Origin of the sequence: Gordonia sp. p3-SID1431 (assembly GCF_025143765.1) — a bacterium.
Taxonomy (GTDB): Bacteria; Actinomycetota; Actinomycetes; order Mycobacteriales; family Mycobacteriaceae; genus Gordonia; species Gordonia hongkongensis.
On the sequence record NZ_JAMBDT010000023.1, the window covers coordinates 1 to 26,582 of the forward strand.

The 26,582-nt window shown below is 68.0% G+C and carries 26 protein-coding genes; 10 read left to right on the forward strand and 16 right to left on the reverse strand.

Annotation, left to right across the window (positions count from 1 at the left end):
• Nucleotides 1–346 precede the first annotated feature (346 nt).
• A complete protein-coding gene (locus tag M4D77_RS08125) occupies nucleotides 347–1,033 on the forward strand; it encodes an EthD domain-containing protein (protein WP_159371718.1) in 687 nt (228 codons plus the stop codon).
• A 9-nt stretch (nucleotides 1,034–1,042) separates the two neighbouring features.
• Here the strand turns inward: M4D77_RS08125 and M4D77_RS08130 are convergent, their stop codons facing one another.
• From M4D77_RS08130 to M4D77_RS08190, 13 genes are all read right to left on the reverse strand, one after another.
• A complete protein-coding gene (locus M4D77_RS08130; RefSeq protein ID WP_374193967.1) occupies nucleotides 1,043–1,690 on the reverse strand; it encodes a helix-turn-helix domain-containing protein in 648 nt (215 codons plus the stop codon).
• 94 nt (nucleotides 1,691–1,784) lie between these two features.
• Nucleotides 1,785–2,975 carry an FAD-binding oxidoreductase gene (locus M4D77_RS08135; protein ID WP_159371720.1) on the reverse strand — a complete coding sequence of 397 codons (1,191 nt, stop codon included), beginning with the start codon at nucleotides 2,973–2,975 and terminating at the stop codon, nucleotides 1,785–1,787.
• Nucleotides 2,972–4,303 (reverse strand): FMN-binding glutamate synthase family protein, encoded by a 1,332-nt coding sequence (locus M4D77_RS08140; protein WP_159371721.1) that lies wholly within the window; start codon nucleotides 4,301–4,303, stop codon nucleotides 2,972–2,974. Before M4D77_RS08140 ends, M4D77_RS08135 begins: the two co-directional genes overlap by 4 nt.
• Before the next feature lie 175 nt (nucleotides 4,304–4,478).
• Nucleotides 4,479–5,237, reverse strand: a complete 759-nt coding sequence (locus M4D77_RS08145; protein WP_159371722.1) for a protein glxC — start codon at nucleotides 5,235–5,237, stop codon at nucleotides 4,479–4,481.
• Nucleotides 5,225–6,121 carry a glutamine amidotransferase gene (locus M4D77_RS08150; protein WP_159371723.1) on the reverse strand — a complete coding sequence of 299 codons (897 nt, stop codon included), beginning with the start codon at nucleotides 6,119–6,121 and terminating at the stop codon, nucleotides 5,225–5,227. The genes M4D77_RS08145 and M4D77_RS08150 overlap by 13 nt, the downstream gene beginning before the upstream one ends.
• Before the next feature lie 64 nt (nucleotides 6,122–6,185).
• Nucleotides 6,186–7,544 (reverse strand): type III glutamate--ammonia ligase, encoded by a 1,359-nt coding sequence (gene glnT, locus M4D77_RS08155; protein WP_374193966.1) that lies wholly within the window; start codon nucleotides 7,542–7,544, stop codon nucleotides 6,186–6,188.
• Between the two features lie 226 nt (nucleotides 7,545–7,770).
• On the reverse strand, nucleotides 7,771–9,141 hold the full coding sequence (locus M4D77_RS08160) for an ammonium transporter (protein ID WP_065631120.1): 1,371 nt from the start codon (nucleotides 9,139–9,141) through the stop codon (nucleotides 7,771–7,773).
• Nucleotides 9,142–9,197: 56 nt separating this feature from the next.
• Nucleotides 9,198–10,208, reverse strand: a complete 1,011-nt coding sequence (locus M4D77_RS08165) for a DUF3445 domain-containing protein (protein WP_159371724.1) — start codon at nucleotides 10,206–10,208, stop codon at nucleotides 9,198–9,200.
• Nucleotides 10,205–11,203, reverse strand: a complete 999-nt coding sequence (locus M4D77_RS08170; protein ID WP_065631121.1) for a PDR/VanB family oxidoreductase — start codon at nucleotides 11,201–11,203, stop codon at nucleotides 10,205–10,207. The genes M4D77_RS08165 and M4D77_RS08170 overlap by 4 nt, the downstream gene beginning before the upstream one ends.
• Nucleotides 11,200–12,732 (reverse strand): DUF3445 domain-containing protein, encoded by a 1,533-nt coding sequence (locus M4D77_RS08175; RefSeq protein ID WP_159371725.1) that lies wholly within the window; start codon nucleotides 12,730–12,732, stop codon nucleotides 11,200–11,202. Before M4D77_RS08175 ends, M4D77_RS08170 begins: the two co-directional genes overlap by 4 nt.
• On the reverse strand, nucleotides 12,729–13,730 hold the full coding sequence (locus M4D77_RS08180; RefSeq protein WP_159371726.1) for a PDR/VanB family oxidoreductase: 1,002 nt from the start codon (nucleotides 13,728–13,730) through the stop codon (nucleotides 12,729–12,731). The genes M4D77_RS08175 and M4D77_RS08180 overlap by 4 nt, the downstream gene beginning before the upstream one ends.
• Nucleotides 13,727–14,311, reverse strand: coding sequence for a dimethylamine monooxygenase subunit DmmA family protein (locus M4D77_RS08185; RefSeq protein ID WP_159371727.1), 585 nt, complete (start codon nucleotides 14,309–14,311; stop codon nucleotides 13,727–13,729). The genes M4D77_RS08180 and M4D77_RS08185 overlap by 4 nt, the downstream gene beginning before the upstream one ends.
• A gap of 9 nt (nucleotides 14,312–14,320) precedes the next feature.
• Nucleotides 14,321–14,704: an ethanolamine utilization protein gene (locus tag M4D77_RS08190; RefSeq protein ID WP_068972132.1), complete on the reverse strand. Its 384-nt coding sequence runs from the start codon at nucleotides 14,702–14,704 to the stop codon at nucleotides 14,321–14,323.
• A gap of 554 nt (nucleotides 14,705–15,258) precedes the next feature.
• Here M4D77_RS08190 and M4D77_RS08195 point away from each other — a divergent pair.
• Nucleotides 15,259–15,549 (forward strand): WhiB family transcriptional regulator, encoded by a 291-nt coding sequence (locus M4D77_RS08195; protein ID WP_068972131.1) that lies wholly within the window; start codon nucleotides 15,259–15,261, stop codon nucleotides 15,547–15,549.
• A gap of 125 nt (nucleotides 15,550–15,674) precedes the next feature.
• The gene (locus M4D77_RS08200) at nucleotides 15,675–16,007 is read left to right on the forward strand and encodes a hypothetical protein (protein WP_159371728.1); all 333 of its coding nucleotides are present in this window, start codon (nucleotides 15,675–15,677) and stop codon (nucleotides 16,005–16,007) included.
• A 25-nt stretch (nucleotides 16,008–16,032) separates the two neighbouring features.
• On the opposite strand, the gene M4D77_RS08205 is transcribed toward M4D77_RS08200, so the two are convergent.
• Nucleotides 16,033–17,508 (reverse strand): MDR family MFS transporter, encoded by a 1,476-nt coding sequence (locus M4D77_RS08205; protein WP_159371729.1) that lies wholly within the window; start codon nucleotides 17,506–17,508, stop codon nucleotides 16,033–16,035.
• 122 nt (nucleotides 17,509–17,630) lie between these two features.
• On the opposite strand from M4D77_RS08205, the gene M4D77_RS08210 reads away from it, so the two are divergent.
• Nucleotides 17,631–18,254 carry a TetR family transcriptional regulator gene (locus tag M4D77_RS08210; protein WP_159371730.1) on the forward strand — a complete coding sequence of 208 codons (624 nt, stop codon included), beginning with the start codon at nucleotides 17,631–17,633 and terminating at the stop codon, nucleotides 18,252–18,254.
• On the opposite strand, the gene M4D77_RS08215 is transcribed toward M4D77_RS08210, so the two are convergent.
• Nucleotides 18,251–19,591: an amylo-alpha-1,6-glucosidase gene (locus M4D77_RS08215; protein WP_159371733.1), complete on the reverse strand. Its 1,341-nt coding sequence runs from the start codon at nucleotides 19,589–19,591 to the stop codon at nucleotides 18,251–18,253. The two genes, M4D77_RS08210 and M4D77_RS08215, sit on opposite strands and share 4 nt — an antisense overlap.
• A gap of 85 nt (nucleotides 19,592–19,676) precedes the next feature.
• On the opposite strand from M4D77_RS08215, the gene M4D77_RS08220 reads away from it, so the two are divergent.
• Nucleotides 19,677–20,357 (forward strand): SDR family oxidoreductase, encoded by a 681-nt coding sequence (locus tag M4D77_RS08220; RefSeq protein WP_065631128.1) that lies wholly within the window; start codon nucleotides 19,677–19,679, stop codon nucleotides 20,355–20,357.
• Between the two features lie 205 nt (nucleotides 20,358–20,562).
• Here M4D77_RS08220 and M4D77_RS08225 read toward each other — a convergent pair whose 3' ends face one another.
• Complete coding sequence (locus tag M4D77_RS08225) at nucleotides 20,563–20,952, reverse strand: nuclear transport factor 2 family protein (RefSeq protein WP_065631129.1); 390 nt, start codon at nucleotides 20,950–20,952, stop codon at nucleotides 20,563–20,565.
• Between the two features lie 373 nt (nucleotides 20,953–21,325).
• On the opposite strand from M4D77_RS08225, the gene M4D77_RS08230 reads away from it, so the two are divergent.
• Genes M4D77_RS08230 through M4D77_RS08250 form a run of 5 tightly spaced genes read left to right on the forward strand, consistent with a single transcriptional unit; the run spans nucleotide 21,326 to nucleotide 26,547 of the window.
• A complete protein-coding gene (locus M4D77_RS08230) occupies nucleotides 21,326–22,210 on the forward strand; it encodes a glycerophosphoryl diester phosphodiesterase membrane domain-containing protein (protein WP_205333799.1) in 885 nt (294 codons plus the stop codon).
• A complete protein-coding gene (locus tag M4D77_RS08235) occupies nucleotides 22,207–22,887 on the forward strand; it encodes a DUF4129 domain-containing protein (RefSeq protein ID WP_159371734.1) in 681 nt (226 codons plus the stop codon). Before M4D77_RS08230 ends, M4D77_RS08235 begins: the two co-directional genes overlap by 4 nt.
• Nucleotides 22,884–24,176, forward strand: a complete 1,293-nt coding sequence (locus M4D77_RS08240; protein WP_203235877.1) for a DUF4350 domain-containing protein — start codon at nucleotides 22,884–22,886, stop codon at nucleotides 24,174–24,176. Before M4D77_RS08235 ends, M4D77_RS08240 begins: the two co-directional genes overlap by 4 nt.
• A complete protein-coding gene (locus M4D77_RS08245) occupies nucleotides 24,173–25,255 on the forward strand; it encodes a MoxR family ATPase (protein WP_259935981.1) in 1,083 nt (360 codons plus the stop codon). Before M4D77_RS08240 ends, M4D77_RS08245 begins: the two co-directional genes overlap by 4 nt.
• On the forward strand, nucleotides 25,255–26,547 hold the full coding sequence (locus M4D77_RS08250) for a DUF58 domain-containing protein (RefSeq protein WP_259935982.1): 1,293 nt from the start codon (nucleotides 25,255–25,257) through the stop codon (nucleotides 26,545–26,547). The genes M4D77_RS08245 and M4D77_RS08250 overlap by 1 nt, the downstream gene beginning before the upstream one ends.
• The last annotated feature ends 35 nt before the right edge of the window (nucleotides 26,548–26,582 follow it).

The window sequence follows — 26,582 nt, forward strand, 5'->3', positions numbered from 1 at the left end:
CTACGACCCACACAAACTCGGATACGACGTCACCATCACACCCCACGGAGCGGCCTGAGCAGCCACCTCACCTAACTCTTCGGATTAGGGAGCAGGGGGCTGTCGCTTGCGCTCCTCACAGCTCAGGGAGCAGGGGGCTGTCGCTTGCGCTCCTCACAGCTCAGGGAGCAGGGGGCTGTCGCTTGCGCTCCTCACAGCTCAGGGAGCAGGGGGCTGTCGCTTGTGCTCCTCACAGCTCAGGGAGCAGGGGGCTGTCGCTTGCGCTCCCCACAGCTCAGGGAGCAAAAGCGCGGATGGATCTGCGAATCGGCGACCGGCGCGCGGAACGACCGGTACCGTCCGCGGGATGACGAGTTCCAAGGTGATCGTCGCCATCCGGGGCGGCGGGCCGAGCCGCACCGACGCCGACGATCTCGTCGAGCGCTGTATGGCAGCGGGGGCAACGCGCGTGCAGGTCAACCTCAGCGACGACGCGGTCTCCGGGGCCATGCGCATCGACGAACTCGACCCGCCCATCGTCGCGGTGCTGTCCTTCTGGGCGCCCGACCCCGACCCGGTCCTTGCCGTCGTCGATGACGAACTCGACGGTCCGATCGCTGCCTGGGCGGTCACCGCGCGGGCGCCGCTCAATCCGGACCTGCCCGCGGACGGGACGCGGATCGACGCCCTGTCCAACGTCGCGTTCCTGCGGCGACCCGACGAACTCGACCACGCCGAGTGGTTGCGCCGCTGGTTGGACGATCACACCCAGGTCGCCATCGACACCCAGGCCACGTTCGGTTACGTCCAGAACATCGTCGAACGACCGTTGACCGAGGACATCCCGCCGGTCGCGGCCATCGTCGAGGAACTGTTCCCGATGGCGGCGGTCAGCGACATCCACGCGTTCTACGGAAGCGGCGGTGATCAGCTGGAACTCGAGCGCCGGATGACCCTGATGCTCGAGAGCGTGTCCCGCTTCGGCGCGGACCGCCACCTCGACGTGGTGCCGACCTCGCGCTACGACTTCGACCTCAGCCGGTCGCGAACCTGAATGGGGCTGTCACACGGCCGAATCCGGGAACGCGATCACCGACAGGAAGCGCACCGGCAGCTCGACGAGTTCGACGGGTCCATGCGCGCCCTCGCCGTCGATCTGTAGCGAGTCGCCTGGATGCATCCGGTACACCGAGCGACTGTGGGCGTAGTCCATCACGCCCTCGAGGACGTACAGGAACTCGGTTCCCGCATGCTGGAACAACGGCTGGGTCACCGACTTCTCCGTCAAGGTGACGAGGAGACATTCCAGGCGTTTGTGCTCACCGCGCAGCGACCCGAGCAGCTCGTACTCGTGACCCTCCCGGGACCCCTCGCGCACGATCTCCGAGCCCTCGCCCGCCTTGACGAACACCGCCGACCGCTCCATCTCGGCGCCGCGGAACAGCGAGGTGACCGACACGTCGAAGCCGTTGGCCAGGCGGGCGAGCGTGCTGAGACTGCACGAGGTCTGGGCGTTCTCGATCTTCGACAGCATCGCCTTGGAGATGCCGACGCGAGTGGCCATGTCTCCCACCGACAGTCCCTGCTGACGTCGCAGGCGACGCACGTTGTGCGCGATCGCCGTCTCGAGCTCCAGCTCCTCGACCGACTGGTCGACAGGTCTCTCTCGCGCGGTGCCGGACTGATTCCGGATCAATGGGTCGTCCGTCACGCCGCCAGCATAGTGAGAAACAACGTTTCCTGACAGTTGACACACGATTCCACCCCTGTCGACGGCCACGGCCTCGGATCATCCGGCGTCCCGGTCAGCGCATCTCGCCGGCTCCCACATACGGGAAGCGCGTCGTCAGCAGGTCGCCTTCGGCGAACCGCGTGAACCGGAAGTCCGACTCCGGAATACGCGGGTCCGCGCTGCGTCCGTCGACGACGAGGTCGGCGATCAACCGGCCGACCGCCGGCGAGATCTTGAACCCATGGCCGCTGAACCCGGCCGCCAGGACGAGCCCGTCCAGTGGTCCGCTGGAGATGATCGGATTCCAGTCGGGTGTGACGTCGTAACACCCGGCGTAGCTCGTGGTGATCGCCGGATCGGTGAACCCGGGGAACCGGGTGCCGACCTTGTCGACGGTGAGGTCGATGAAGTCCGAGTCCGCGCGGTTCCGGTAGTCGTCGGGATTCGCTATGTCGAGCGCCGCGAGATCGCTGTTGCCGAACAGAATCTCGCCGCGGACGTCCGGTCGGACGTACTGCAGCGACACCAGGTCGGAGAAGACCGGCACCTCGCCGAGGTCCTCACCGGGGTGAATCATCACGATCTGTTCGCGGTGCACCTCGATCGGGATGTCGACCCCGTAGGGCGCGAGGAACGGTTTGGACCAGACACCGGTGGCGACGACCACGGTGTCCGCGGAGATCGTCGAACCGTCCGCGAGTCGGACTCCCGTCACCCGGTCGGCGTCGACGATTAGGCCGGTGACGTTGGTGCCCTGACGAATTCGGATTCCTGTTGCCCGCGCCGAGGCCGCGAAGGCCTGCGCGGTCTGATACGCGTCCCCGTAGCCGCCGCGCTCTTCCCAACCGAAGGCCGCGAAGGGTTCGAGGTCGGCGGTGGGCCACATCGCGGCGACATCGGCGGCGTCGATCTCCTCGGTCTGCACGCCGACCGCACGTTGCGCCGCGAGGCTCTTGCGCATGTTCTCGACATTCGGCTCGCCGACGCCGACGACATATCCGGTCTGACGGAATCCGATGTCGGAGCCGAAGATCTCCTCCGCCTTCTCGAAGACCTCGAGTCCGACCGCGGCCATCGCCGCCAGCGAACCGACGCCGTAGTGGCACCGCACGATTCCCGAAGACTTGCCCGTCATCCCGCCGCCGACGGTGTCCCGCTCGCAGACGATCACATCGGTGATGCCGCGTTGTCCCAAGGCCCAGGCGGCCGCCACGCCCTCGAGGCCGCCACCGACGATGACGACCGAGGCGGTCTCGGTGCTCACAGGCCCGCCCCCGGAATCCAACTCGTCCCGGCGAGCGGAACGCGGGCCATCGCCGACGCCTCGATCGAGATGGCGACGAGATCTTCGGGCTCCAGATGCTGCAGGTGCGCTTTGCCGCACGCACGGGCGATCGTCTGGGCCTCCATCGTCATCACGCGCAAGAAGTTCGCCAGGCGCTTTCCGCCGAGGACTGGGTCGAAACGCGCCGAGAGTTCCGGGTCCTGCGTGCTGATGCCCGCGGGATCGCGCCCGTCCTGGAAGTCGTCGTAGAAACCGGCGGCCGATCCCAGCGCCTCGTACTCCGCGGCGTATCGGGGATCGTTGTCGCCCAACGCGATCAGCGCTGCGGTGCCGATGGCGACGGCGTCGGCACCGAGGGCCATCGCCTTGGCGACATCGGCGCCGTTGCGGATTCCGCCCGACACGATGAGTTGGACCTCTCGGTGAACACCCAACTCCTGCAGGGCCTGCACCGCCTGCGGGATGGCGGCGAGGGTCGGGATGCCGACGTGCTCGATGAAGACGTCCTGGGTCGCCGCAGTTCCGCCCTGCATCCCGTCGACCACGACGACGTCGGCGCCGGAATGCACCGCGAGTTTCACGTCGTAATACGTGCGGGTGGCGCCGACCTTCACATAGATCGGCTTCTCCCAGTCGGTGATCTCGCGCAACTCGTTGATCTTGATCGCCAGGTCGTCCGGTCCGGTCCAGTCGGGGTGACGGCACGCGCTGCGCTGGTCGATTCCCTGCGGCAGGGTACGCATGCCCGCCACACGCTCGGAGATCTTCTGTCCCAGCAGCATTCCCCCGCCGCCCGGTTTGGCACCCTGGCCGAGCACGATCTCGATCGCGTCGGCCTTGCGCAGGTCGTCGGGGTTCATCCCGTATCGCGACGGGAGATATTGGTAGACGAGGTGTTTGGACTGACCCCGCTCTTCGGGCGTCATCCCGCCGTCACCGGTGGTGGTGGAGGTACCGACCTCCGAGGCGCCGCGCCCCAGCGCTTCCTTCGCCCCGGCCGACAGCGCGCCGAAGCTCATCCCGGCGATCGTCACCGGGGTGGAGAGATGCAACGGGTACTTCGCATTTCGCGAGCCGAGGACGACGTCGGTGTCGCAGCGCTCGCGATAACCCTCGAGGGGGTACCGGGACATCGATGCGCCGAGGAACAGCAGATCGTCGAAGTGCGGCAGCTTGCGCTTGGCGCCCCAGCCACGGATGTCGTAGATGCCGGTCTCGGCCGCGCGCTGGATCGCGGCGATGGTGGTGCGGTCGAACGTGGCCGACTCACGCAGGCCGCGCTGTTCGATGCTCAGGTTGTTGGTCATCGGTAGTTCTCTTTCGTCGTGTGGTCGTGCGGCGTTGCGGCCCTTCGTGGCTCGTCGCTAACGCTCCTCGCACCTCAGGGAGCAGGTGGTCGGCCGCGCTATCGCTCCTCGCACCTCAGGGAGCAGGGGTTGCGCCTCCGCAAGCTCCGGGCGCTCCTCAGGGAGCGGAGGAGGGTCAGTACGCGGAGGTGTTGTCGACCTTGAAGTGGTAGAGCTCGCGGGCGGAGCCGTAGCGGGTGTAGTCGCGGGGGTCGTCGTCGCCGAAACCGGCGGCCTTGAGCAACCCGGCCAGTTCCTCGAGGTGCTCGGCGCGCATCGGTTTGGCGATGCAATCGGCACCCAGCGAGGCGACCTCGCCGCGCACGTAGATGCGGGTCTCGTAGATCGAGTCGCCGAGACCGTCGCCGGCGTCGCCGCGGACGACCAAGCGGCCCGCCTGAGCCATGAAAGCGCTGTTGTGCCCGACGTTTCCGCCGACGACGATGTCGACGCCCTTCATCGAGATGCCGCAGCGTGCCGCGGCATCGCCCTCGACGACGAGGAGTCCACCGTGCGCGGTGGCGCCGGCCGACTGCGAGGCGTTGCCCTTCACGATCACACTGCCGCTCATCATGTTCTCGGCGACGCCGGTGCCGGCGTTGCCGTTGATCGTGACCTCGGCCTGCTGGTTCATGCCCGCGGCGTAGTAGCCGACGTGGCCGTTGATCGTGATCTTCACCGGCAGGTTGACTCCCGCGGCGACGCTGTGGGCTCCGGCCGGGTTGTCGATGACGATCTCGCCGGAGATGTCCCCGTGCAGCATCGAGTTGATCTCGCGCAACGGGGTTTCGGCGAGGTCGAAGGTGTGATTGGGGTTCATCGTCTCAGCTTTCGCCGTGTCGTTCGAGGCGGGAACGGTAGGGGTGGAGGGAAACTCGGCGGTCATCGAGTCCATGCGTAGACGACCTCCGGCTCGGGCTCCCAGATGCGGGCGTTCTCCACGCCGGGCAGTTTGGCCAGTGCGCGGTACTCACTCGCCATGGCCACCCAGTCGTCGGTCTCGGCGATCACGGCCGGTTTGCATGCGATGGCGTCGCGCACCACCGCGAACGAATCGCGATTCGACACCAGCAACGTGTAGAAACCGTCGAAGTTCGCGCAGACCTCTTTCAGTGCTGTTTCCACGTCCTTGCCCGCCGCAAGCTGGTGTGCGACGAAGCGCGCCCCGACCTCCGTGTCGTTCTCACTGTCGAATTCCACTCCGGCAGCGCGCAGTTCACGCCGGATGGTCGCGTGATTCGCAAACGAACCGTTGTGGACCAGGCACTGTTCGGGGCCGACCGCAAACGGATGTGCGCCCGAGGAGGTGACCGCCGATTCGGTCGCCATCCGGGTGTGCCCGACGCCCTGCCATCCCGACGCCGCGGCCAGGCCCCAGGATTCGGTCAGGTCACGGGGTGCGCCGACGCCCTTGAGGACGGTCAGGTCCGACCCGAAACCGGCCACCAGGGCCTGCGGGTATGCGGCCCGGGCGGCGGCCAGCAGCTCGTCGGCCGGCGCCGGGGCGGAGGCCACCAGCGTCACGTCGATCGTCTGTGCCGCGACCGGCACCCCGAGGGCCGCGCTCAGCGTCGTGGACACCTCGTCGGGAAGAACGTCGAGTTCGAGGAGGGAGATGCAGCCGTGTCCGGACGGTGCCCACGTGGGGTTGCCGTAGACGGCGATACCCGCCGAATCCGCGCCACGGTCTTGCATCTCGCCGAGCATCCCGGCGAGCATCTCGCCCAACCGGGGGTGAAGGTCAGGGTTGCGCAGGTGCAGCCCGACGATTCCGCACATGATCAGTTCCTTACGTCGATCGATGAATCTCGTTGAGAGGTCTTGTGTTCTGGGGGAAGGACGGTCAGAACGCCGTCAGGTACTTGTCGACCTCCCACGGCGTGACCGCCGCGTGCCAGTCGAAGAACTCGTCGCGTTTGAGTCCGGCGAAGTATGCCGAGACCCGCTGCTCGTCCTCGGGCCAGTCCTCGGGAAGCGCGGCGTCGAGCGTGCCGGCGACGACCCCGTCGGCCTCCAGCGCCTCCACCGCGTGCAGGAGGGTGAGCGGGAGTTCGGCGATGTGGCCGGGGCAGTTGCCGACGGCGCCCGGGTCCAGACTCCGCTTGATGCCGTCGAGTCCCGCACCGAGCAGCGCGGCGACGGCCAGGTACGGATTCGCCGACCCGTCACCGCCACGGAGCTCCACGCGCTGCTCGTCGGGCACCCGGATGTAGTGGGTGCGGTCGTTGCCGCCATAGGTGGCCCGCCGCGGGGCCCAGGACGCACCCGAGCGCGTCGCCGTCGCACCGGTTCGCTTGTAGGAGTTGACCGTCGGTGCGATCACGGCTTGGAGCGCGGGTGCGTGTTCCAGAATCCCGCCGATGAACCCGTACGCCGTCTCCGACAACCCCAGTCCTCGCTCGTCGTCGGTGACCTGCGGGAACACCGGGTCGCCCGCCTGCGTGAGGGACAGGTGGAAGTGCAGACCCGACCCGGTGCGCTCTGCGAAGGGTTTCGGCATGAAGGTCGCGATCATGCCCTTCTCCGCAGCCAGGGCGGAGAGCAGGTACCGGAGCGTGACGACGCGGTCGGCGGTCGTGAGCGCGTCGGAGTAGGCGAAGTTCTGCTCGAACTGGCCGTTCCCGTCCTCGTGGTCGTTGGCGTAGTTGCTCCAGCCGAGTTGGTTCATCGCGGTGGACACGGTGGTGAGGTGGTCGTACATCCGGGTGAGACCGCGGACGTCGTAGCACGGCTGGTCGGAATCATCGGCGGCGTCGGCGGTCACCAGCGAGCCGTCGGCGGCCCGTTTCAGGAGGAAGTACTCGACCTCGGCCCCGACCCACGGCTCGAAACCCGCGTCCGCGGTCTGCGCGATGAGCGCCTTGAGGATGTTCCGGGGCGCGAACGGCCACGGCTTGCCCTCGACATGGGGATCGCACTGAACGACCGCGAGGCCCTCCTTGATGAACGGGATGGGCAGGAAGGACCGGACATCGGGGATCGCGATGAGATCGGGATCCTTCGGCTCCTGGCCGATCGCGCCGACCGCATATCCGGCGAAACCTACGCCCTCGGTGGCCAATTCGTCCACCGCTTCCACCGGCACCAGTTTGGCGCAGGGCTTGCCGCGGAGGTCGACGAACATCGCGAGGATGAACTTGGTGCCGTGCGTCGCGCAGAGATCGGCGAGTTCGCCGGTCGTTGTCTCGGTGGTTGTCATCATGTGCTCCGGGGTCGACTCTATGGGCTTTCGTTCCGCATGTCTACTAGCGTGAACCATTGTCTACTATTAGTAGACCCGGTGGATGTTTCGTCCCTGTTTCGACTCCGTGAGCGGTGGGTGTCAATCTGTCCGGCAACGTTTTCCACGTCCTCGGACGCACAGCGCTCGGGGGCCCACCGTCGAACGGTGAACCCCCGAGCAGTTGCCAACCGATGACCGGTATGGATCAGACCCCGGCCGGTGGCGCCGAGGCCGGAGTCGACGGCGGCATCGCCTCCTCCACCTTGTCCGCGGCACGGGCCGGCGACATGGTCGCGAGTCCGCCGGCGTGACCGACCGAGGCGGCGGGGATCTCGTACGCCGTCTCCGCGTGGACCGCGGTGTCGAGGCCGACCATCTCGGTCTCCTCGTCGACGCGCATGCCGATGAGCTTGTCGAGTCCCTTGGCGATCAGCCAGGTCATCACGAACGAGTACGTGCAGGTGATGACGATGCCGGCGAGCTCACGCCAGACGATGTCCACCGGACCGCCGAACAAGATCCCCTGGACACCGGCCGGCGCGGCCTCGGTGGCGAAGAGCACGATGCAGATGGTTCCGACGATCCCGCCGATGCCGTGCACGGCGAAGGCATCCAGCGTCTCGTCGATCTTGAGCTTGCTCTTGAAGCTCAGCAGGAACGCCACGACCGCCGCGGCGAAGATGCCCACGAGCAGCGCACCGAGCGGTGCCATGCTGCTGGCCGCCGGGGTGATCCCGACGAGGCCCGCGACGGTGCCGGTGATCATGCCGAGCGAGGTGACGTGCCCCTCGCGCCACTTCTCGATGATCGCGAACCCGATCATGCCCGCCGAACCGGCCAGCAGGGTGTTCAGGATGACGGCCTGCGCGAGGAAGTTGGCGCCGAGCGCGCAACTGCCGTTGAACCCGAACCAGCCGAAGAACAGGATGCCGCCGCCCATGATCGTCATCGGCACGTTGTGCGGGCGCTCCATCCGCCGCTTGCGCGCACCGAGCACCACCGCGAGGGCAAGGGCCGCGACACCGGCATTCATGTGGACGGCGGTGCCGCCTGCGTAGTCGACGATCTCGAGGTCGTTCAGCAGGAACCCGCCGCTGTAGTTGTCGTCGACGTCGGCCGCGAAGACCCAGTGGGCGACCGGGAAGTACACCACGATGAGCCAGATCGGCGCGAAGACCAGCCACGCCGAGAACTTCATCCGGCCCGCCGCGCCGCTGGCGACGATCGCGATCGTGATGGCCGCGAACAGGATGAACCAGGCTGCGAAGTAGAGCGTCTGGGTGGCGCCGGAAGCGTCGTCGGTGAGCCAGTTGGTCAGGCCGATGTAGTCGGTCGGGTTGCCGATGAGGCCCCACCCGCCCACCGACGGACCGGACACCAGGCCGTGCCCGATCACGACGTACAGGACCGCCGTGATCGCCAGGGTGGACATGACCATCGTCATGATGTTGAGGACGTTCTTCGATCCGACCATGCCTCCGTAGAAGAAGGCCAGGCCCGGGAACATCAGCAGGACGAAGACGAAGGCCGCCAGCATCCATGCCAGGTCGGCATTGGCGGCGAGTATGGGTTCCATGAGCGATCTTTCGGTTCTGGGACTCTACGAGAAGTCGGGTGTTACGGGACCAGGGCTCACGGGCGACTTTGACCGCGGAGGTATGCGACGACGTTGTCGCGATAGTCGAGAAAACCCTTGTAGGCGGCGATGTCCTCGCCGAGCGTCTCGATGACGGTCGCCAATTGACCGGCCCACTCGGGTATGCGCTTCACGTCCTCGAGCGAGGCCATGAATGTCCGGATATTGAACGTCACCGCACCCGACATCGGCAACCGGACGAAGTGTTCCAGCTCGATGCGCAGTCGCGCGCGACCGAAATCGCCGTCGGCGATCATGCCCGCGACGTCGGCCGCCCACTCCGGCAGCTCCTCGAGGCTGACGTCGAGTTTGTGGGAGTCCGACGCCGACAGCGTCCAGTTCACCCTGCGGTACACCTGGTCTGCGGGTAGCCTCCGCAGGAACTGTTCGGCGCGGGCGACGATGCCTTCGCGGAGCATGCGGGGAACGGGCGCGTGGATCTCGTACATGTCCATCCCGACGTCGAAGGACACCGACCACGCGGCGGCGAAGGTGACCACGCCGGCGTCGAAGTACAGGTGCCCGTCGCGTTCGGTGACGAGCAGCAGGTCGTCGGGTACCTCACGCGCCAGGAATTCCATGGGGCCGTAGGGAAGGGTGGCCGGATCACCCAGGACGAACTCCTGATCCGTACCCAGAAGCCGGTTGCACCAACGGAATCGACCGTCACCGTGTTCGGTGAGCTCCATCGCCGCGGGGTAGGCGTGACCGAGATCGCGCAGGTAGTACAACAGCAGATCCCAGGAGGCCAGTTCCATCCCCGGGCGCACACGGACGCGTGTCGGATCGGCGTCGAGGATCCGCCGTCGCTCGGCCATGATCTCCGGATACTCGGCGCCGCCGAGATCGACGAGGTGCCTGCCCCATTCGCCGGCCCGGGTCGGACGCGGGATGCGTGCCGGTTCGACGTTCACGCTGTAGGAGAACTCCTCCATTTCGTCCGGAAACGGCCACGGCAGGTTCGTCAGGTGGTCGACCCGACGGGTCGGGAACGATTCGATGCTCACAGGTCCACCTCGATGTCCTGACCGCGCGAGACACAACACAGCATGGCGTCGCCCACGGTCTTCTCGTCGTCGGTCAGTACGAAGTCGCGGTGCTCGATTCGGCCGCTTCGCACCGGGATTCGGCATTCGCCGCACACGCCTTGGCGGCACAGACTCGGCACCGGGACGCCGTTGTCGAGCAACCGCTGCAGCAGCGACACACCCGGTGGCACGTCGATGCGGAGGCCCGAAGACGCCACCGTCACGGTGAAGGGATCGCCGGGATCCTGTTCGGGGGCGGTGAAACGTTCGAGATGTACTCGCGCGCTGGGCCATCCGGCGTCCTCCGCGAGCCGCGTGTACGCCTCCAGGAGTGACGTGGGACCACAGGCATAGGCGTGCGTTCCGAGCGGCTGCGCCCGCAATCGCTCAGCGATCACCCGCATGGTGGCCGCGGCCCCGGACACCTCGTGCAGCGTCACGGAGGGTTGCATGGCGAGCGCCCGCAGGTCCTCGGTGTGCGCACCGCATCCACGCCGATAGGAGTAGACGATGTCGGCCCGACGCCCGTCCCGAGCGAGGGCACGGGCGTGCGACAGCACCGGCGTGACCCCGATTCCGCCCGCGATCAGCAATGCGCCGCGCTGATCGAGCACCGGCGGGAACATCGAACGCGGACCCTCGATCTCGATGACGGCATCGACGACGAGGTTGTCGTGCAACCAATCCGAACCACCGCCCGCACCACGTCGCAACACCGAGATGCCGTAGCTGGTCGGGTACATCCCGTCGTCGACGAGCGAGTAGGCATTCCGCTGTCCGCCGGCCGAGATGATGAGATGGCTGCCCGGCTGGTACGCGGTCAGGACCGCGTGGGCGTCGTCGACGGGGCCGAACCGGAAATGCGTGACCTCGTCGGTGAGTTGTCGCACGGACATGACACGCATCGGTCGCGGACCGGTGGCATAGGCCGGATGAAGGTGGGCCGGGTACTGCCCTACGGCGACCGCGGTCATTCGTCGCCGCCGACCGCAGAGGCCAGGAAGCTGCCCATCACCGGTGAATGGTGTTCGTGCACCTCGAGATCCCGAGCGCAACCGGGGCACGCGACGACGCCGCCGACAACGGCCTCGGCGCGAAAGGTCTCGCGGCAATGCGCGCAGTAGAGCGGTAGGTCGCGGGTGTGCGTGACATAGCACGACAGTTCGGCCGCCACCGCCCCCGCGTTACGCGCCATGGCGAGTGCCGTCATGACGTCGTACTGCCCGCCGGTGACCAGGACTCGGGTACCGGTGCGGCACTCGTCCAGAGCAGACTGCAACGCCGATCTGTCGACCGCGTCGCCCAGTGAGTCCAGGACCACCAACCGCGTCCCTCCGGCTGCCTCGGCGGCCGCCACCCAGTTCCGTGACACGTGCGCGGCTGCCGGATCGTCGCCGATCGCCACCACGAGGAACGCCGCCCCGGTGGTGTCGACGGCCGGGGGCGAGGCGGGCCACCGCGGCATGCCGGCCCCGGTGGTCTCCGGCGTCGCCGGTGCGGCCGCGCGCAGCCACTGCGCCGCACGATCCCGGAACTTGATGATGCCCTTGTAATCGGCCATGTCACCGGGCAATTCGGCCAACACCTCCGCGGTGCGTCGGCGCCAGACCTCGACGGTGGCGAGTTGCTCGAGCGGAAGCATGTACGTCCGGATGAGGAACATGACCGCACCCGAATCCGGCAGCCGGATGAGGTGTTGCACTTCGACGCGGAGGTGTACCCGCCTGCCGAACTCGTCGTCGGGGACCTGTTGGATGACCTCCCGGTCCGGTCCCCACTTGTGATAGATCTCGGTCGAGACGTCGAGCCTGCGGTCGATCGTCAACGTCCAGTTGGTTCGTCGATACGGCTGATGAGGTTGGAGGCGCTTGAGGAACTCGTGCGCACGGGTGATGACGCCTTCGGGGTGGATGCGCGGCACCGGTCCGTGGATCTCGAGGAAGCTCATCCCGACGTCGAACCCGAAACTCCAATCGGCGGCGAAGGTGACGACCCCGGCATCGACGTGGAGTTGCCCATTGCGCTGATCCAGAAGGGCGATGTCCTCCTGGACCTGAGAGCTGATGTAGCGCAACGGTTCCTCGGGAAGTGACGCCGGGTCACCGTATCGGAAGTGTTGCTCGATCCCGAGGATTTCGTTGTGCCACAACCAGGTGTCGGGTCCGGTCGACGCGAGCCGGAACTCGGGACAGGTCGCGGCGAGCTCACCCATGACGGTCAACATCGCGTCCCACGCGGCCGGGACCATGTGCGGCAACACAGCATGGCGGGTGGGATCGGCGGCCAGGATCACCGCGCGCTGATCGATCTCGGTGCGGTACTCCGAATCGATGTCGACAACCGACGTCCCCCACTCGCCCGCCGCCGTGGTCACCGGGGTCCGGGCCGGCTCGACATTCGTGCTGTAACGATAGCGGTCCTCGGGGAACGGGAACGGGAAGCCCGCGAGGAGATCTGGCGCGACCGTCGTCGTCGCTCCGCCCGGGCCGAGAGTGTCTGTCACAGGGGAACCTCCAGGGTGCTGGCGGCCGCAGCGCGCGAGACGCACGGCATGATGGCGTTGCCCGCGTCCTTCTCCTCGGGGGTGAGGTAGAGATCGCGGTGGACCGGGATACCGCCGGCGAGCGGGATGCGGCACTCACCGCACACGCCTTGCCGGCAGAGATTCGGCACGACGATGCCCTCGTTCTCGAGAGCCTCGAGCATGCTCGTCCCCGCCGGTACATCGACCGTCCGCCCGGAAGCGGTCAGCTCCACACGGAAGGGGTCGCCGGCGTCGAGAGCGTCGATCCCGAACCGCTCGAGATGAATCCGCGATTCCGGCCAACCGGCGTCCACCGCCGCAGCAGTGACCGCGTCGATCATAGCCGCCGGACCGCATACGTACAGGTGGGTACCGATCGGCTGGGTACGCAGGGTCTGTGCGAGGCGATCGGCGAAAGAGTGCCGGTCGGTGAACAGTTCGGCACGGGGTCCGGCGAGTGCGGTGACCTCGTCGAGGTGGGCGGCCGCCGAATCACGGAAGACATACAGCAGTTGCACATCCCGGCGCCAGCGAGCCGCCGACCGAAGGTGGGACATCATCGGCGTGATCCCGATCCCGCCGGCGATCAGGAGATGTTTACGCGCCCGGGCGACCGGAGCGAACGCGCTGCGCGGCAACCCCACCGACACCGTTGCGCCGACCTCGAGTTCGTCGTGCAACCAACGCGATCCGCCCTTGCCGTCATCGAGTCGGAGCACCGAGATCGAGTAGTGCAACGGATGCGCGCCGTCGCCGGTCAGGCTGTAGGCGTTGGTGAAGGCACCCCCGTGCACGACGACGTGACTGCCCGGGATGTAACCGGGCAGCACGTTGCCGCCGGGGTCGGAAAAGGTGATCGCGCGGATGTCTCGGGCGGGGGCGTCGACAGCCGTGACGACGAGTTCCAGCGTCGTCGCGCCGGCTCCGGGACGCACGACGGACTCGGGGCTGCTCATGTCGGCCACTCCGGTGTTCATGAGGGATCCTTCGTGAGGGTGGGTACCTCGCCTGGTCCGGTTCCCGGACAGGCCGACTGGGCGGTCTCGGCGTCGGCCATGAAACCCAGATATTGTCCGGTTCGACGCGAGACGTGGTGGTACACGAGCAGGTCGCGACGGCAACCGACGCACCCGACGATGTCATCGACGGCCGCGGCCGCGCGGGTGACCGATCGGCAGTGTGCGCAGAAGATCTGCACGACCGACTGCGGCGCGGAAGTCACCGGGACGACGGCGATCTCGTCGTCCTCGAGTCCGGCACCGAGCGCGACCGCGCGCAGTGTCAGTGCCGATCCCGGCTCCGCTGCTATCCAGACTCGCACGCCGACAACGGCTTCGGCGAGGGTGCTGCCGAGCTGGGCGGCGACCGAGTCGGTATCCCCGTGGATACGTGTGGTGGCACGCGGAGGTAGTGATGACTCCCAGCGAGCCAGGGTCTCGGCGACATCCCCGACACCGACCAGCACGTACGAGTTGCCGGTCGGTGGGGGCGTCGTCGCCTCGATCGGTACGCCGGGACGTGCCCACGTCGGCACGCTGGAGAAGTCGATCTGCGACATGGCAGCGACTCAGAGGAGGGTGGCGTCGCGCAACCCGGTGTAGAAGGCGAGCGCGTAGTCGGGGGTGCTGAAGTAGATCTTGGACCCCTTCGGGAAGAAGATCGCGTCCTTGGCCTTGGCCACGGTCTTCTGCCCGGTCTCCCTGTTCTCCAGGAGGAACTCGCCTTCGAGCACGACCTTCATCTCGTCGTATTCGTACTCGTAGTACAGCGGCTCGTCGGTGTGGCGCAGCTCGAAGTACCCGCTGCACATGGGGCTTCCGTCCGGGTTCTCGTAGACGTCTCCGATGAAGCCCTCGGTGCCCGGGTACTCCGCCTCGGGCATCTTCGGCAGATCCTCGTATCCGCCGCTGGTCACGCGGAACTCCAGGGCCTTGGCACTCTCGATGGTCACGATGCTCCTTCACAGGTTCGATCTGGGCGTACTCGCGGGCGGCGGTACGTCGACGACATCCGGGGTCCGCGACCCATCGGCGCGACTCCCCGTAGTGGACTTTGTTCCCTGTTATGAAACAAGCGTCGTGTTTCGTAGGTGTGACGGCACTGTAATGGCGTGCTACGGAACCGGCCCGTCCCGGACAGGGTGATCGGTCGGGCACGCAGACATCGACCCGCAGGTGCGCACCGTTTCGGCCCCTGGTCGGTCGGGTACCGCGGTCGGCAAGCCGGTTCCGCCGCATGCGAGCGCCCCGGCCCAGGCGCCCGGTTGAGAACCCAGCCGGGCGCCGTCTCATGACTCGACTCCGCGGGCCTGCTCGGCACGACTGCGACCGCGCCGCAACGTGATTCGCGATCAGTGTTGCACCTTCGACCAGACTCTGACAACATACGTTCTCAGTTTGATCGGAGGGATCAATGGGCCATCGGCGTCAGTGGGTGACGGTTGCCGGCGCAACCAGCACGACAGGTCGTGCACGAAGTGCGCGCGATGTCGGCGGAGTGCCTGACATGCAACCCACGTGTACCTCGAACCCGGACGCCTGGTTCCCGGAGCAGGCCGCCGGTGCCCGGAGCCTGGCCAACCGGCACGCTGTCGACGGGTGCGTCCGCTGTCCGATCCGCTCGCGCTGCGCCCGCCTCGCACTGGACGATCCGACTCACCTGACCGGGATCTGGGCGGGTGTCTACGTGCCGCCGCCGGGCAACCAGCACCGGGCCCGTACCCATGCACTGAATCGACTGCAATCCATCGGCTTTCCGCACGCGCACCCGAACGAAGAGCACCGGACGACGGCCTGACCCGACGATGCGGTGGCACTCGCACACGACATCGGCCCGGGTGCGGCGACTACCTGAGAGGTAGTGGCTCTCACGACGTCTGACGCCGACACTGGGATCACGACGATCCGCAGAGGAGGTGTCCGATGACCGACCGACCGACCGCCGTCGGCAGAAGACCCGCTGCTCTCCGCGCGCCCACGGGCTCGTGTCCGCGGTGGCTGACCGCGGTCATGCGGTGCGACCGCGCCCTGTCCTCGTGGTTCATCGGGGCGGGCTTCTTCTTCGCGCCGGTCTTGTTGATCCTCGACCCGTGGCCGGCCGCTGTCGTGATCGCCTGGGTGACGATCTCGATGTCCGGGCTGTGGCTTGGTCTGCTCGGCGTCTTCATGGCCGCCGGCTTGGCGCAGGTGCTGCGCGCCGGCGACGAGATCCCCGACGAGTTCTGGTCCGGTCTGCTGGATTACCGGACCCGGTGAGCCGGCCGGGCCGACGGTCGAGCGGCTAGGCCGACTCGGCGGCCCGGGCCGCCGGCGCACCCGTTCGGCCACGGACGAGCGCGGCCGCTGCGATGAGCACAAGCGACAGGCAGGCCGCGACGACGAAGGCCAGGTAAATGCCGTCGGCCCCCGCCTGCAGCGGGTTCACCCCGTCGTCGATGGCCGACTGTGTACCCCGGGACATCAGCGTGATGAACAGCGCGGTGCCTGCCGCTCCCGCGACCTGCTGGATGGTGCTGACGGTCGCGCTGCCGTGCGAGTACAGCTCGGGACTCAGCAATCCCAGCGCTGAGGTCATGAGCGGCGTCAGACCGAAAGCGATACCAGCACTGAGGATCACGTGAGCCGCGATCACCATGCCCAACGACGACCCGGCGTCGAGCGTGGTGAGCAGCCACGTGCCGGCACTGACGGCCAAGGTGCCCGGTAGCACCAGTGGTCGTGCACCGACCTTGTCGAACAATGCACCGACGAAGGGCGCCAGCAGACCCATCACCAGGCCACCGGGCAGGAGCACGAGGCCGGTGGTCAGGACGTCCTTGCCCATCACGTTCTGTAGGAAAAGGGGAAGCAGGATGAGCGCGCCGAAGAGCGTCAGCATGAACCCGGCCATCAGCACGACGGCCAAGCGGAACGGTGCGATCGCGAAGGTCCGCAGGTCGAGCAGTGCCAAGCCGCGGTCGGCGAGTTTGAGCTGTCGCACGACGAACAACGCGAGCGCGACGGCGCCGATGACGAGTGGCACCCACGGTGGGATCGGGGCGTGCCCACCCGCCGACTCCCCGATGCTGCTGAGACCGTAGACGACACCGCCGAAGCCGAGAGCCGACAACGGGACCGAGATGAGGTCGAGCTGCGCGGGCCGCCGTTCGGTGACGTTGCGGACGAACACCCCGCCGAGGATCAGCGCACCGATCGCGATGGGCAGCACGATCCAGAACATGGCTCGCCAGCTGAGGGACTGCAGGATCAGGCCGGACACCGTCGGACCGACGGCCGGCGCGACGGCGATGACGATGGAGACCAGTCCCATCGTGCGGCCCCGATTCTGCTCCGGGACGACGTTCAGGATCGTCGTCATCAGCAGCGGGACCATGAGCGCGGTGCCGGACGCCTGCACCACGCGGGCGACGATCAGGAGTTCGAAGCCCGGCGCGAGGGCGGCGGCGAGGGTGCCGATCGTGAACAACGTCATCGCCGCGATGTAGATCGACCGCAGGGTGAAGCGCTGCATCAGGTAGCCGGTGATCGGGATGACGATCGCCATCGTCAGCAGGAACCCGCTGGTGAGCCATTGCGCGGTGGCGGCGGTGATCTCGAGGTCGGCCATCAGGGTGGGCAGTGCGACGCTCAGGATCGTCTCGTTCAGGATCACCACGAAGGCCGCGACCAGCAAGACCCCGATGAGCAGCACGGCGCTGCGATCCGTGCCGGTGTCGGTGCGGTTGTCGGTGCCCGGGAGGGCGGCGTTCTCGGTCACTGTCGTTCTCTCATCGCTGTGGTGGTCCGGGTCGATCACACGGCGACGCTACCGAAAAATGGCAGGGACTGCCAGGCTGGCACCGACTGACACCTGCGCCGGTCGACCGCTAGTCTCGACCCATGCCGGAATCCTCCGAGACCGGCGGGTTGCGGGCCCGCCGTCGAGATGCGACGCGCCTGGAGATCCACGAGGCCGCAGTGGATCTGTTCGAGCGCAACGGATTCGACGAGACGACGGTCGACGAGATCGCCGCTGCCGCCGGGGTCTCCCCGCGCACGTTCTTCCGGTACTTCCCGACCAAGGAAGAGTGCGTGCTCTTCGACCGCTTCGGTTTCGACCAGGCACTCGACGACCATCTGGCCGGCACCGACCCCGATGCCCTGTCGCTCGCCGACATCGAGGGCGTCTACCGGCAGCTGCTGGAGGGGTTCGGTGATCGCAGCGACGACGTGTCCGCCCATTTCATGCGCGTGCAGAAACTCGTACTCGCGACACCCACCCTGAGCCGAGCCGCCCTCGGCCGCTACGCCGACAAGTCACGCCGACGGCCCGAGGCCCTGGGCGACCGCAGCTCGGCGCGAACTCGCGGTCAGCTACGGATGATCCTGGAGATCGCCAATCTCGAGGTGCAGTGCGCCTTCGAGGAATGGGTAGAGATCAACGAGCGTCCCGGGTCGTCGGGGACGCCCCGGCCACTCGTGGACGTCTACGACGACGTGTGCCGTCGGATGCGGGAGCTCTAGTCGAGCCAGTCGAGCACCGACGCCGCGGTCCAGCTCTGCTGCATGCTGCCGAGCGGCTCCCCGGTGAACGGCTCGTAGTACTCGGCGAACGTCCCGTCGGTGGCCTGGCGGAGTCCTTCCTCGCGCAGGCGCGCCGACCGCTCGGTCCAGCCACGGCGGGCGAACGCCCAGCTGAAGAGCCAGGTCATCACCGGCCAGACGGGCCCGCGCCAGTACTCGCGCGGGCGGAAGTCGGCCGAGATCGGTGACGTCGACGGCGGGACCGCATACCGCAGATCCGGGTGGCCGCAGTACCGCGGACCGTCGAAGAGTCGCAGCAGCGCGCGTTCGCGGTCCCGGGAGAGGCCGCCGCATAGCAGCGGCGCGAACACCGCGATCGTCTCGGTGTTGATCCACGAGTTGGCGCGCAGGTCGAAATCCCGTGCGGCACCGTTCCGGTCGTTGGCGGCGGACACGACCCCGGCCCGGAACCGGTCAGCCCACGCGCGGAGATCCCGCACGTCCGACCGCGGCTTGGAGTAATCCTCGCCGATCGTCGCCAGCACGTCGCAGGCAACGGCGAAGATCGCGCTGACGAACACATCCTCGACGGCGAAGCTCATCACCTTCGGGAGCAATTCGTCGTCGTAGTTGGCGCGCTTCATCTGTTCGACCAGCCAGATGTAACGGTCGTACTCGAGGTCGGTGGGCCGCATCGAGAAGTCGTCGACGTGATCGAGGTCGGCGCGTTGGTACGGGGGGAGGTCCACCCCGGGGATCACGTTGGCGTACGCGGAATCCCAGCGTGGCGAGTTGTCCATCCCCGACTCCCAGCCGTGGAAGATGGTGATCCGCCCGCGCCCGTTGGGGTCTCGCGCGTGTGCCAGCCACCGGTGCCACCGCACCAGCGAACTCCAGCGCCGGTCGATGAACTCGTTGGCGACGGCGCGGGTGGTGCGACCGTGGCGTCGGGAGTGATCGAGGATGCGCTGCACCGCGATCGCATGCACCGGCGGCTGGGTGATACCGGACGTGTCGGGGAAGTCGGGCGCGCACTCGGCGAGGCGGGCGCACTCCCAGCGAGCCGGCCCCGGGAAGTAGCCGTCGCGGCCGTTCGCGAAGACGATGTGCGGAATCATCCCGTTGCGCCACTGCGCCGACAGCAGGGTGTCCATCTCGATGACGGCCCGCTCGACCGACAACGGTGCGAGACCGACCGTGACGAACGCCGCATCCCAGCTCCACATGTGCGGATACAACTTGGGCGCAGCGCTTGTCATCGTGCCCAGGTCGTTGCCTCGAAGCAGGTACGCGGCACGTGCCGACAGCTGCGTTGGGGTGAATCCGTACCTGGCCACGTCGACGATTGTGCCCCGCGACGTCGGCGTCTGCTCATCGAGCCCGACGGGGCTGCCGCCCACGGATTCGCAGTAGGGTCGAGAGGTGCCCACCGCGTTGATCACCGGGGCGAGCCGCGGCCTCGGAGCCGAGATCGCCCGCCAGCTCGCGCCGACCCACGACCTCCTGCTCGGCGGACGACCCTCCCCCGAACTCGATCGGCTGGCGACCGAACTCGACGGCGCGAGCACCTTCGCCGTCGACCTCACCGACTACGACGAGGTCGAAGCCGCGGTCGAGGCGATCACCGAGCTCGATGTCCTCGTCCACAACGCCGGAGTAGCCAGCAGTCTCGAGCACGTCGCGGAGACGCCGGTCGAGGAATGGCGTCACATCCTCGAGGTGAATCTCATCGCGGCCGCCGAGCTGACGCGGCTGCTGCTCCCCGCTCTGCGAGCGGCTGCGGGCCACGTCGTGTTCATCAACTCCGGCGCGGGACGTCGGGTCAACCCCGGATGGACCCCCTATGCAGCAAGCAAGTTCGCGGCGCGGGCGCTCGCCGACGGGCTGCGTGTCGAGGAACCGACCCTCCGGGTGACGTCCGTCTTCCCCGGCCGCATCGACACCGACATGCAGCGCGACATCGTCGCCATCGAAGGAGACGAGTACGACGGGTCGCGGTTCCTGCATCCCGCGACCGTCGCCCGAGCAGTCGTACACGCCATCGCCACCCCGGCCGACGCCCACCCCGAAGAAATCGTGCTGAGGCCGACGGGGCGGGGCTGACCCTTCCTGAGCGTCCGTATTCTCTGCTCCCTGAGGTGCGAGCGAAGCGAGCCACGAAGGGCCCGCAAGACGTCTGGGGGATCGCTAGAAACCGCCGTCCACCAGGCCCTTCGTGGCTCGTCGCTTGCGCTCCTCGCACCTCAGGGAGCAAGGCTGACTCGCCCTCCGCAAGCTCCGGGCTCTCTCAGGAGCGGAGGGATCGCGGTCAGAGTTGCTTGAGATCCGACTGCTGCCAGACCGCGCGCATCGTCGACACCTTGCCCTCGGCGTCGAAGACCATGATGTCGACGGGGGTGATCTCGAAGGCGAGTCCGGCGGTCTTGGTGACCAGGGTGAACTCGAAGACCGCGGTGTCGCCGGCGATCTTCTTCCACTTGAGCGTCGCGGTGCGCTCGTCCATACCGGTGATCACCGAGTAGAACTCCACCAGCTGCTCGCGGGTGTCGCGGATGTCCGCGCCGATGGGGTCTTCGACGGTCGCGTCCGCGGCGTAGAGGTCGGCGATCTGCTCTGCGGTACCCGAGTTGAGCAGCTCGATATAAGAGTCGACGGCCGCGTCGATCTTCTCGGCGAGCCCGGCTTGTTCCACGGTCATGAATCCTCCAGAAAAGTAGAACGTGTTCTAATTCGGCACGGTAGCACGGCGTCCGTCAACCGGTGGATGATTTCGGTGCCCGGTCGGAGTTGTTTGATACGTTCGCCGCACAGTTTCCCCGCGTGCGGAAAGGCCGGTGCACCTCTCGATGACCGAGCCGCCGCGCGTACCTCCACCACCGTCCGGCGAGCCCCCGTGGCAGCCGCCCGTCGTCTCCGACGAGTGGAGCCCGGTGCCAGATGCGGGACCGCCGCAGGGTCCACCCACACCGCGGCCGCCTACCGTGCCCGGACCGCAGCCGCAATGGGGTTCGGCGATGTCGACCCCACCTGGCTCGAGTGCTCCCCTTCCGGGGAACGGGTGGGCGGGGTGGATGCCGCCACGACGGCCGACGCCCGTCAGCGCACTGCTGCAACAGATCTTCTCGACCACGTTCGCGGCACCGCGTGTCTTCCTGGGCCTCGTCGGCGTGAGCTGGGGCGCGGCGGCGGCACCAGTCGCGCTCATCACCTGGTGGCTGGTGAGCGCCGAACCGACCCTCGACGACCCGGACGACTGGGCGAGCCTGGCACCGGTCACCGCGTTCGTCCTCACTGTCTTTGCGCAGTGGGCCGTCATGACGGGCGCACTCAGCGGTCTCGCCGCCCGTCCCCTGGCCCGCCTGCGCGCCGGGTCCGTACCGACGCTCGACGACGCCCTGCGCGCGGGTCGCCGGTCCCTCGCCCGACTGTCGGGGTGGACCGCCCTCCTGGGACTCGCCGTCGCGGCGGCGTTCACCCCGGGCATCGCACTCCTCGGTCTGGGAGTCAGCTCCGACGGAATCGTACTGATCGCCGGGAGTCTCCTCCTCTTCCTCGTCGCGCTCATCCCGGTGACGTGGCTGCTGGTACGCACGGTGTTCACGGCGCCTGCGATCGTGGTCGACGGCCTCTCCGTGCGAGGCGCGATCGCCCGCTCGGGGTCGTTGTCGGCGGAGCGGTTCTGGCGGACCTTCGGCATCCTGGCGGTCATGGTCGTGCTGGCGTGGGTCGCGATGACGACGATGATGTACCCCTTCGATCTTCTCGGATCGATCGCCGGCGTGTGGTTCGCCGACGGGGACGCCCGTGGCACCGAGACCGTCGTCGCGGTGATTGGCATCGTCGTGGCGTCGATGGTCGTGCAACCGGTACTGACCGTCGTCCCGGCCGTCCTCTACGACGATGCACGCGCCGAGGCGGCCCCGACGCCGTTCTTCTCCGGACAGGGCGACCGGTGATCGGAGTTCTCGCTGCGCCATTGGACCCCGGCAACGACGAAGCACGCCGGTGGGCCGAGGAGGAGCTGTCCGACTCCGAGTATCAACCGCCCGAACCGTCGTGGTTCGACCGCTTCGGTGAGCGGCTCTGGGAGTGGATCGCCGACAACGTCTTCAGCTGGTTCGGCGGCTCCGACACCCTTCGGGGCATCGTGATCGTCGTGGCGATCGCCCTCGTCCTCGGGCTCGTCGTCGCGGTCGTCCGGCATCTCCGACGCAACCCACGAATTCCTCGCACCAGCGCTGGCCCGCCAACGGGGTCGGTGCTGACAGGTCCGGCCCGGTCCGCGGCCGACTTCCGGTCCGACGCCGACGCCGCCTTCGCCGCAGGCCGGTACGACGAGTGCGTGCTCGCCGCCGTGCGTGCCGTGGCCCGTCGCGGTATCGAGCGCGGCCTGCTGGCCGATGAGCCGTCCCTGACCGCCCACGAGGTCGCTGTCGACCTCGGACCCCGCTTTCCCACCTACGACTCCGGATTGCAGACGGCGACAGACATGTTCGACGCCATCGCCTACGGCGACCGACACGCATCGGCCGAATCCGCGCGCGCGGTCCTCGACATCGAGCGCGGGGTCTCGTCCGCACGGCCGGTCGACGAGGACTCGGTCCGGTCGAGGCGACTGGCGGTGCCCCGATGACCGACACCGTGCAGGCGACGCCACCCGGACCCGTCTCGTCGACGCCGATGCGACCGGCGCCCGGGAAGAGCAAGACGCCGGCGTGGATCTGGGTGACCATCGTGCTGGTGGTGGTCGTCGTGGTCGCCGGCGTCGGACTCCTCGGTGTCACGGCACTCACCGGGGTGCAGGGCACGCCCGGTCCCGGCGTCAGCTACGACCCCGACAACGCCCAGCCCACCGGATCGCGCGCTCTCGCTCAGATCCTCGACGACCACGGGGCCGACCTCCGGCAGGTGCGCGGACTCGAGGAGTTCACCGACGCCCCTCGTCCCGGCCACGGGACCACGGTGGTGGTGAGCTCGACCTCGTCGCTGAATCCCGGTACGACGCAACAGTTCCGCGAGCGTGTGCAGGACGCCGACCGCGTGATCCTGATCGCGCCGGACACCACGGTGCTCACCGCGCTCGACCTGCCCGTCACGTCCGGTTACGGCGCCGGCCCGGCAGCGGTTCCCGCGGGTTGCCGCACGCCCGGCATCGACGAGACCGACGTCGTCGATTTCAGTCCGTTCGGATACTCGCCGACCTCCCCCGCGGCCACCGCCTGCTTCACGTCCGACGGGACATCGAATCTCGTCGTGGTGCCCCGCACCGCCGACCGCCCCGAGTTCGTCGTGGTCAGCGGCACAATGCTCTCCAACGAGCAACTCGCACAGCAGGACAACGCCGGCGTCGCCGTGCGGGTCTTCGCGAGCTCCGACGAGATCCTTTGGTACGTGCCCTTCGTCACCGACCAAGTGGCGACCGAGGAGGAGGAGTCCGACATCCCGGCCGCGGTCGGGCCGCTGATCGTGTTGACCGTCTTCGCGGTTCTGGCCCTGATGTTGTGGCGGGGCAGGCGATTCGGTCCGCTGGTCACCGAGCCGCTCCCGGCGGTCGTCAAGGCGGTCGAGACCACCCGGGCGCGGGGCCGGATGTACCACCGCGCCCGTGCCGACGCGCGCGCCGCGGCGGCGCTGCGCATCCACACACTGGGTTCGCTGGCGTCGTATCTGGGACTTCCGTTCGACGCCGCCCGTGCCACCGACGCACTGTCCCGACCCGACTGGGACACCGTCGTCGCGCCGACCGAGAACTCGGACCCGATGGTGTCGGCGATCGTCCTCGCCGTGGTGGGGGCGACGCACCGCGATCTGGGCGAGGTCCGGTCGCTGCTGTCCGGCCCGCTCCCCACCACCGACGCCCAGCTCGTGCATTTCACCGCCGAACTGACCAACCTCGAGAAGGAAGTCCGACACACGCCATGACCGTCGACCCGTCGCGCAACCCAGGCCCCGGTCCGTTCGCCCCGGACGCATACTCACACGCGGACCCGTTCGCCAAGGCACCGGCCGGGCCACCACCGGACCACACCGACCACCGACCCGGCGGAGGGCCGAACCGCGCCCGCGATGCACTCGGGGCCGTCCGCGGCGAGGTCGGGAAGGCCGTCGTCGGCCAGGACCCGGCGGTGGCGGGCATCCTGATCGCGCTGCTCTGCCGTGGACACATCCTGCTCGAAGGCGTTCCCGGCGTCGCCAAGACGCTGCTCGTCCGGTCGGTGGCGGCCGCGCTCGACGTCGAGACCAAGCGCGTGCAGTTCACGCCTGACCTCATGCCCGGTGATGTCACCGGCTCGCTCGTGTTCGATTCCGCCAGCTCCGAATTCACGTTCCGCGAGGGACCGGTGTTCACCAATCTCTTGCTGGCGGACGAGATCAACCGCACGCCGCCGAAGACCCAGGCATCGTTGCTCGAGGCGATGGAGGAGCGACAGGTCACCGTCGACGGGGATCCCCGACCGCTGCCGAGCCCGTTCCTCGTCGCGGCGACGCAGAACCCGGTCGAGTACGAGGGCACCTACCCGTTGCCCGAAGCCCAGCTCGACCGCTTCCTGCTGAAGGTCACCCTGCCGCTCCCCCCTCGCGACGACGAGATCACCGTCCTGACGCGGCACGCATCCGGATTCGATCCGCGGGATCTGTCCGCCGCCGGCCTCCGTCCGGTCGCCTCGGCCGCCGACATCGAGGCCGGCGCCGAGCAGGTCCGCCGGGTGACGGTCGCCCCGCAGGTCACCGCCTACATCGTCGACATCGCCCGGGCCACCCGATTCTCGCCGTCACTGGCCCTCGGCGTCAGTCCGCGCGGCGCAACCGCACTGCTCGGCACGAGCCGGGCATGGGCGTGGCTGAACGGCCGCGACTTCGTGACCCCCGACGACGTGCAAGCGCTTGCCCAGTCGACGCTCGCGCACCGCCTGTCGTTGCGCCCGGAGGCCGAACTCGAAGGGGTGTCGGTGGGTTCGGTGCTCGACGCCGCGATCAACTCGGTGCCCGTCCCCCGCTGATGTTCCTCACGGGCCGCTTTCTGATCCTGGTGCTGCTTGGTGCGGTACCCATCCTAGTCTGGCCGAATTACGCTGTCCCCGTGCTGTGGGCGCTGTTCTGTGCCCTGCTCGTGTGCCTCGATATCGCGCTGGCAGGGTCCACGAAGTCGATCACCATGTCGCGGTCGGCACCCGGCCCGATCCGGCTCGGCCAGAGCACGACGTGTTCGATCGCCGTCACCAACCACGGATCCGGTACGTTTCGCGGAGTGTTGCGCGACAGTTGGCAACCGTCGGCGGGTGCGTCGTCGAACACCCACCGGGTTTCCGTTCCACGTGCGGAGACCCGCTCGGTGACAACGACTCTCACCCCCACCCGGCGCGGTGACCGTCTCGCGGTCCGGGTTGCCGTTCGACGCGTGGGCCCGCTCGGCCTCGCCGGACGCCAACGGTCGGTGCCGTTGCCGGGCCGCGTCCGCGCACTCCCGCCCTTCGATTCGCGGCGGTTGCTGCCGTCACGGTTGGCCCACCTGCGTCAGCTCGACGGTCGGTCGGCGGTGCGCGTGCGTGGTCAGGGAACCGAATTCGATTCCCTGCGTGACTATGTCGAGGGTGACGATGTCCGCAGCATCGACTGGCGGGCCACCGCCCGGCGTCGTTCGACCGTGGTGCGCACGTGGCAACCGGAGAAGGATCGGCACATCGTCATCGTCCTGGACACGTCTCGGACGTCGGCCGGGCGTGTGGGCGACACACCTCGACTCGACGCCGCGATGGATGCCGCACTATTGCTTGCCGCACTCGCGTCGCACGCCGGCGACCGGGTCGATCTGATCGCCGGTGACCGGCGGGTCCATCGACGGGTGGTCGGCGTCGGTCGCACGATGCTGCTCAACAGCCTCGTCACCGCGATGGCAGATCTCGAACCCGCTCTCCTAGAAGCCGATTGGCCACTTCTCGGTGCCGAGGTCGCCAAGATCGGGCGACAGCGCGCACTGCTGGTCCTACTCACGCCCCTCGAGCCCGCGGCCGTCGAGGAGTCGCTGCTCCCCCCGCTGTCGGTGCTCGCGCAACGCTACAAGGTCATCATCGGCTCGGTCGCCGACCCCGCCCTCAACGCCATGCTCACCGAGCGCGCCGACGCCGCGCAGATCTACGACGCCGCCGCCGCGGCACGCACACTCACCCTGCGGGACCGAACCGCCACCGCGGTGGGCCGGCTCGGCGTCGACGTGGTGGATGCGCCGCCGGACAAGCTGCCCGCCAAGCTCGCCGATCACTATCTGTTACTCAAGTCGCGAGGGTTGCTCTGACCGGCGCGATTGATGGTCTCCGTCATGACCGTGAC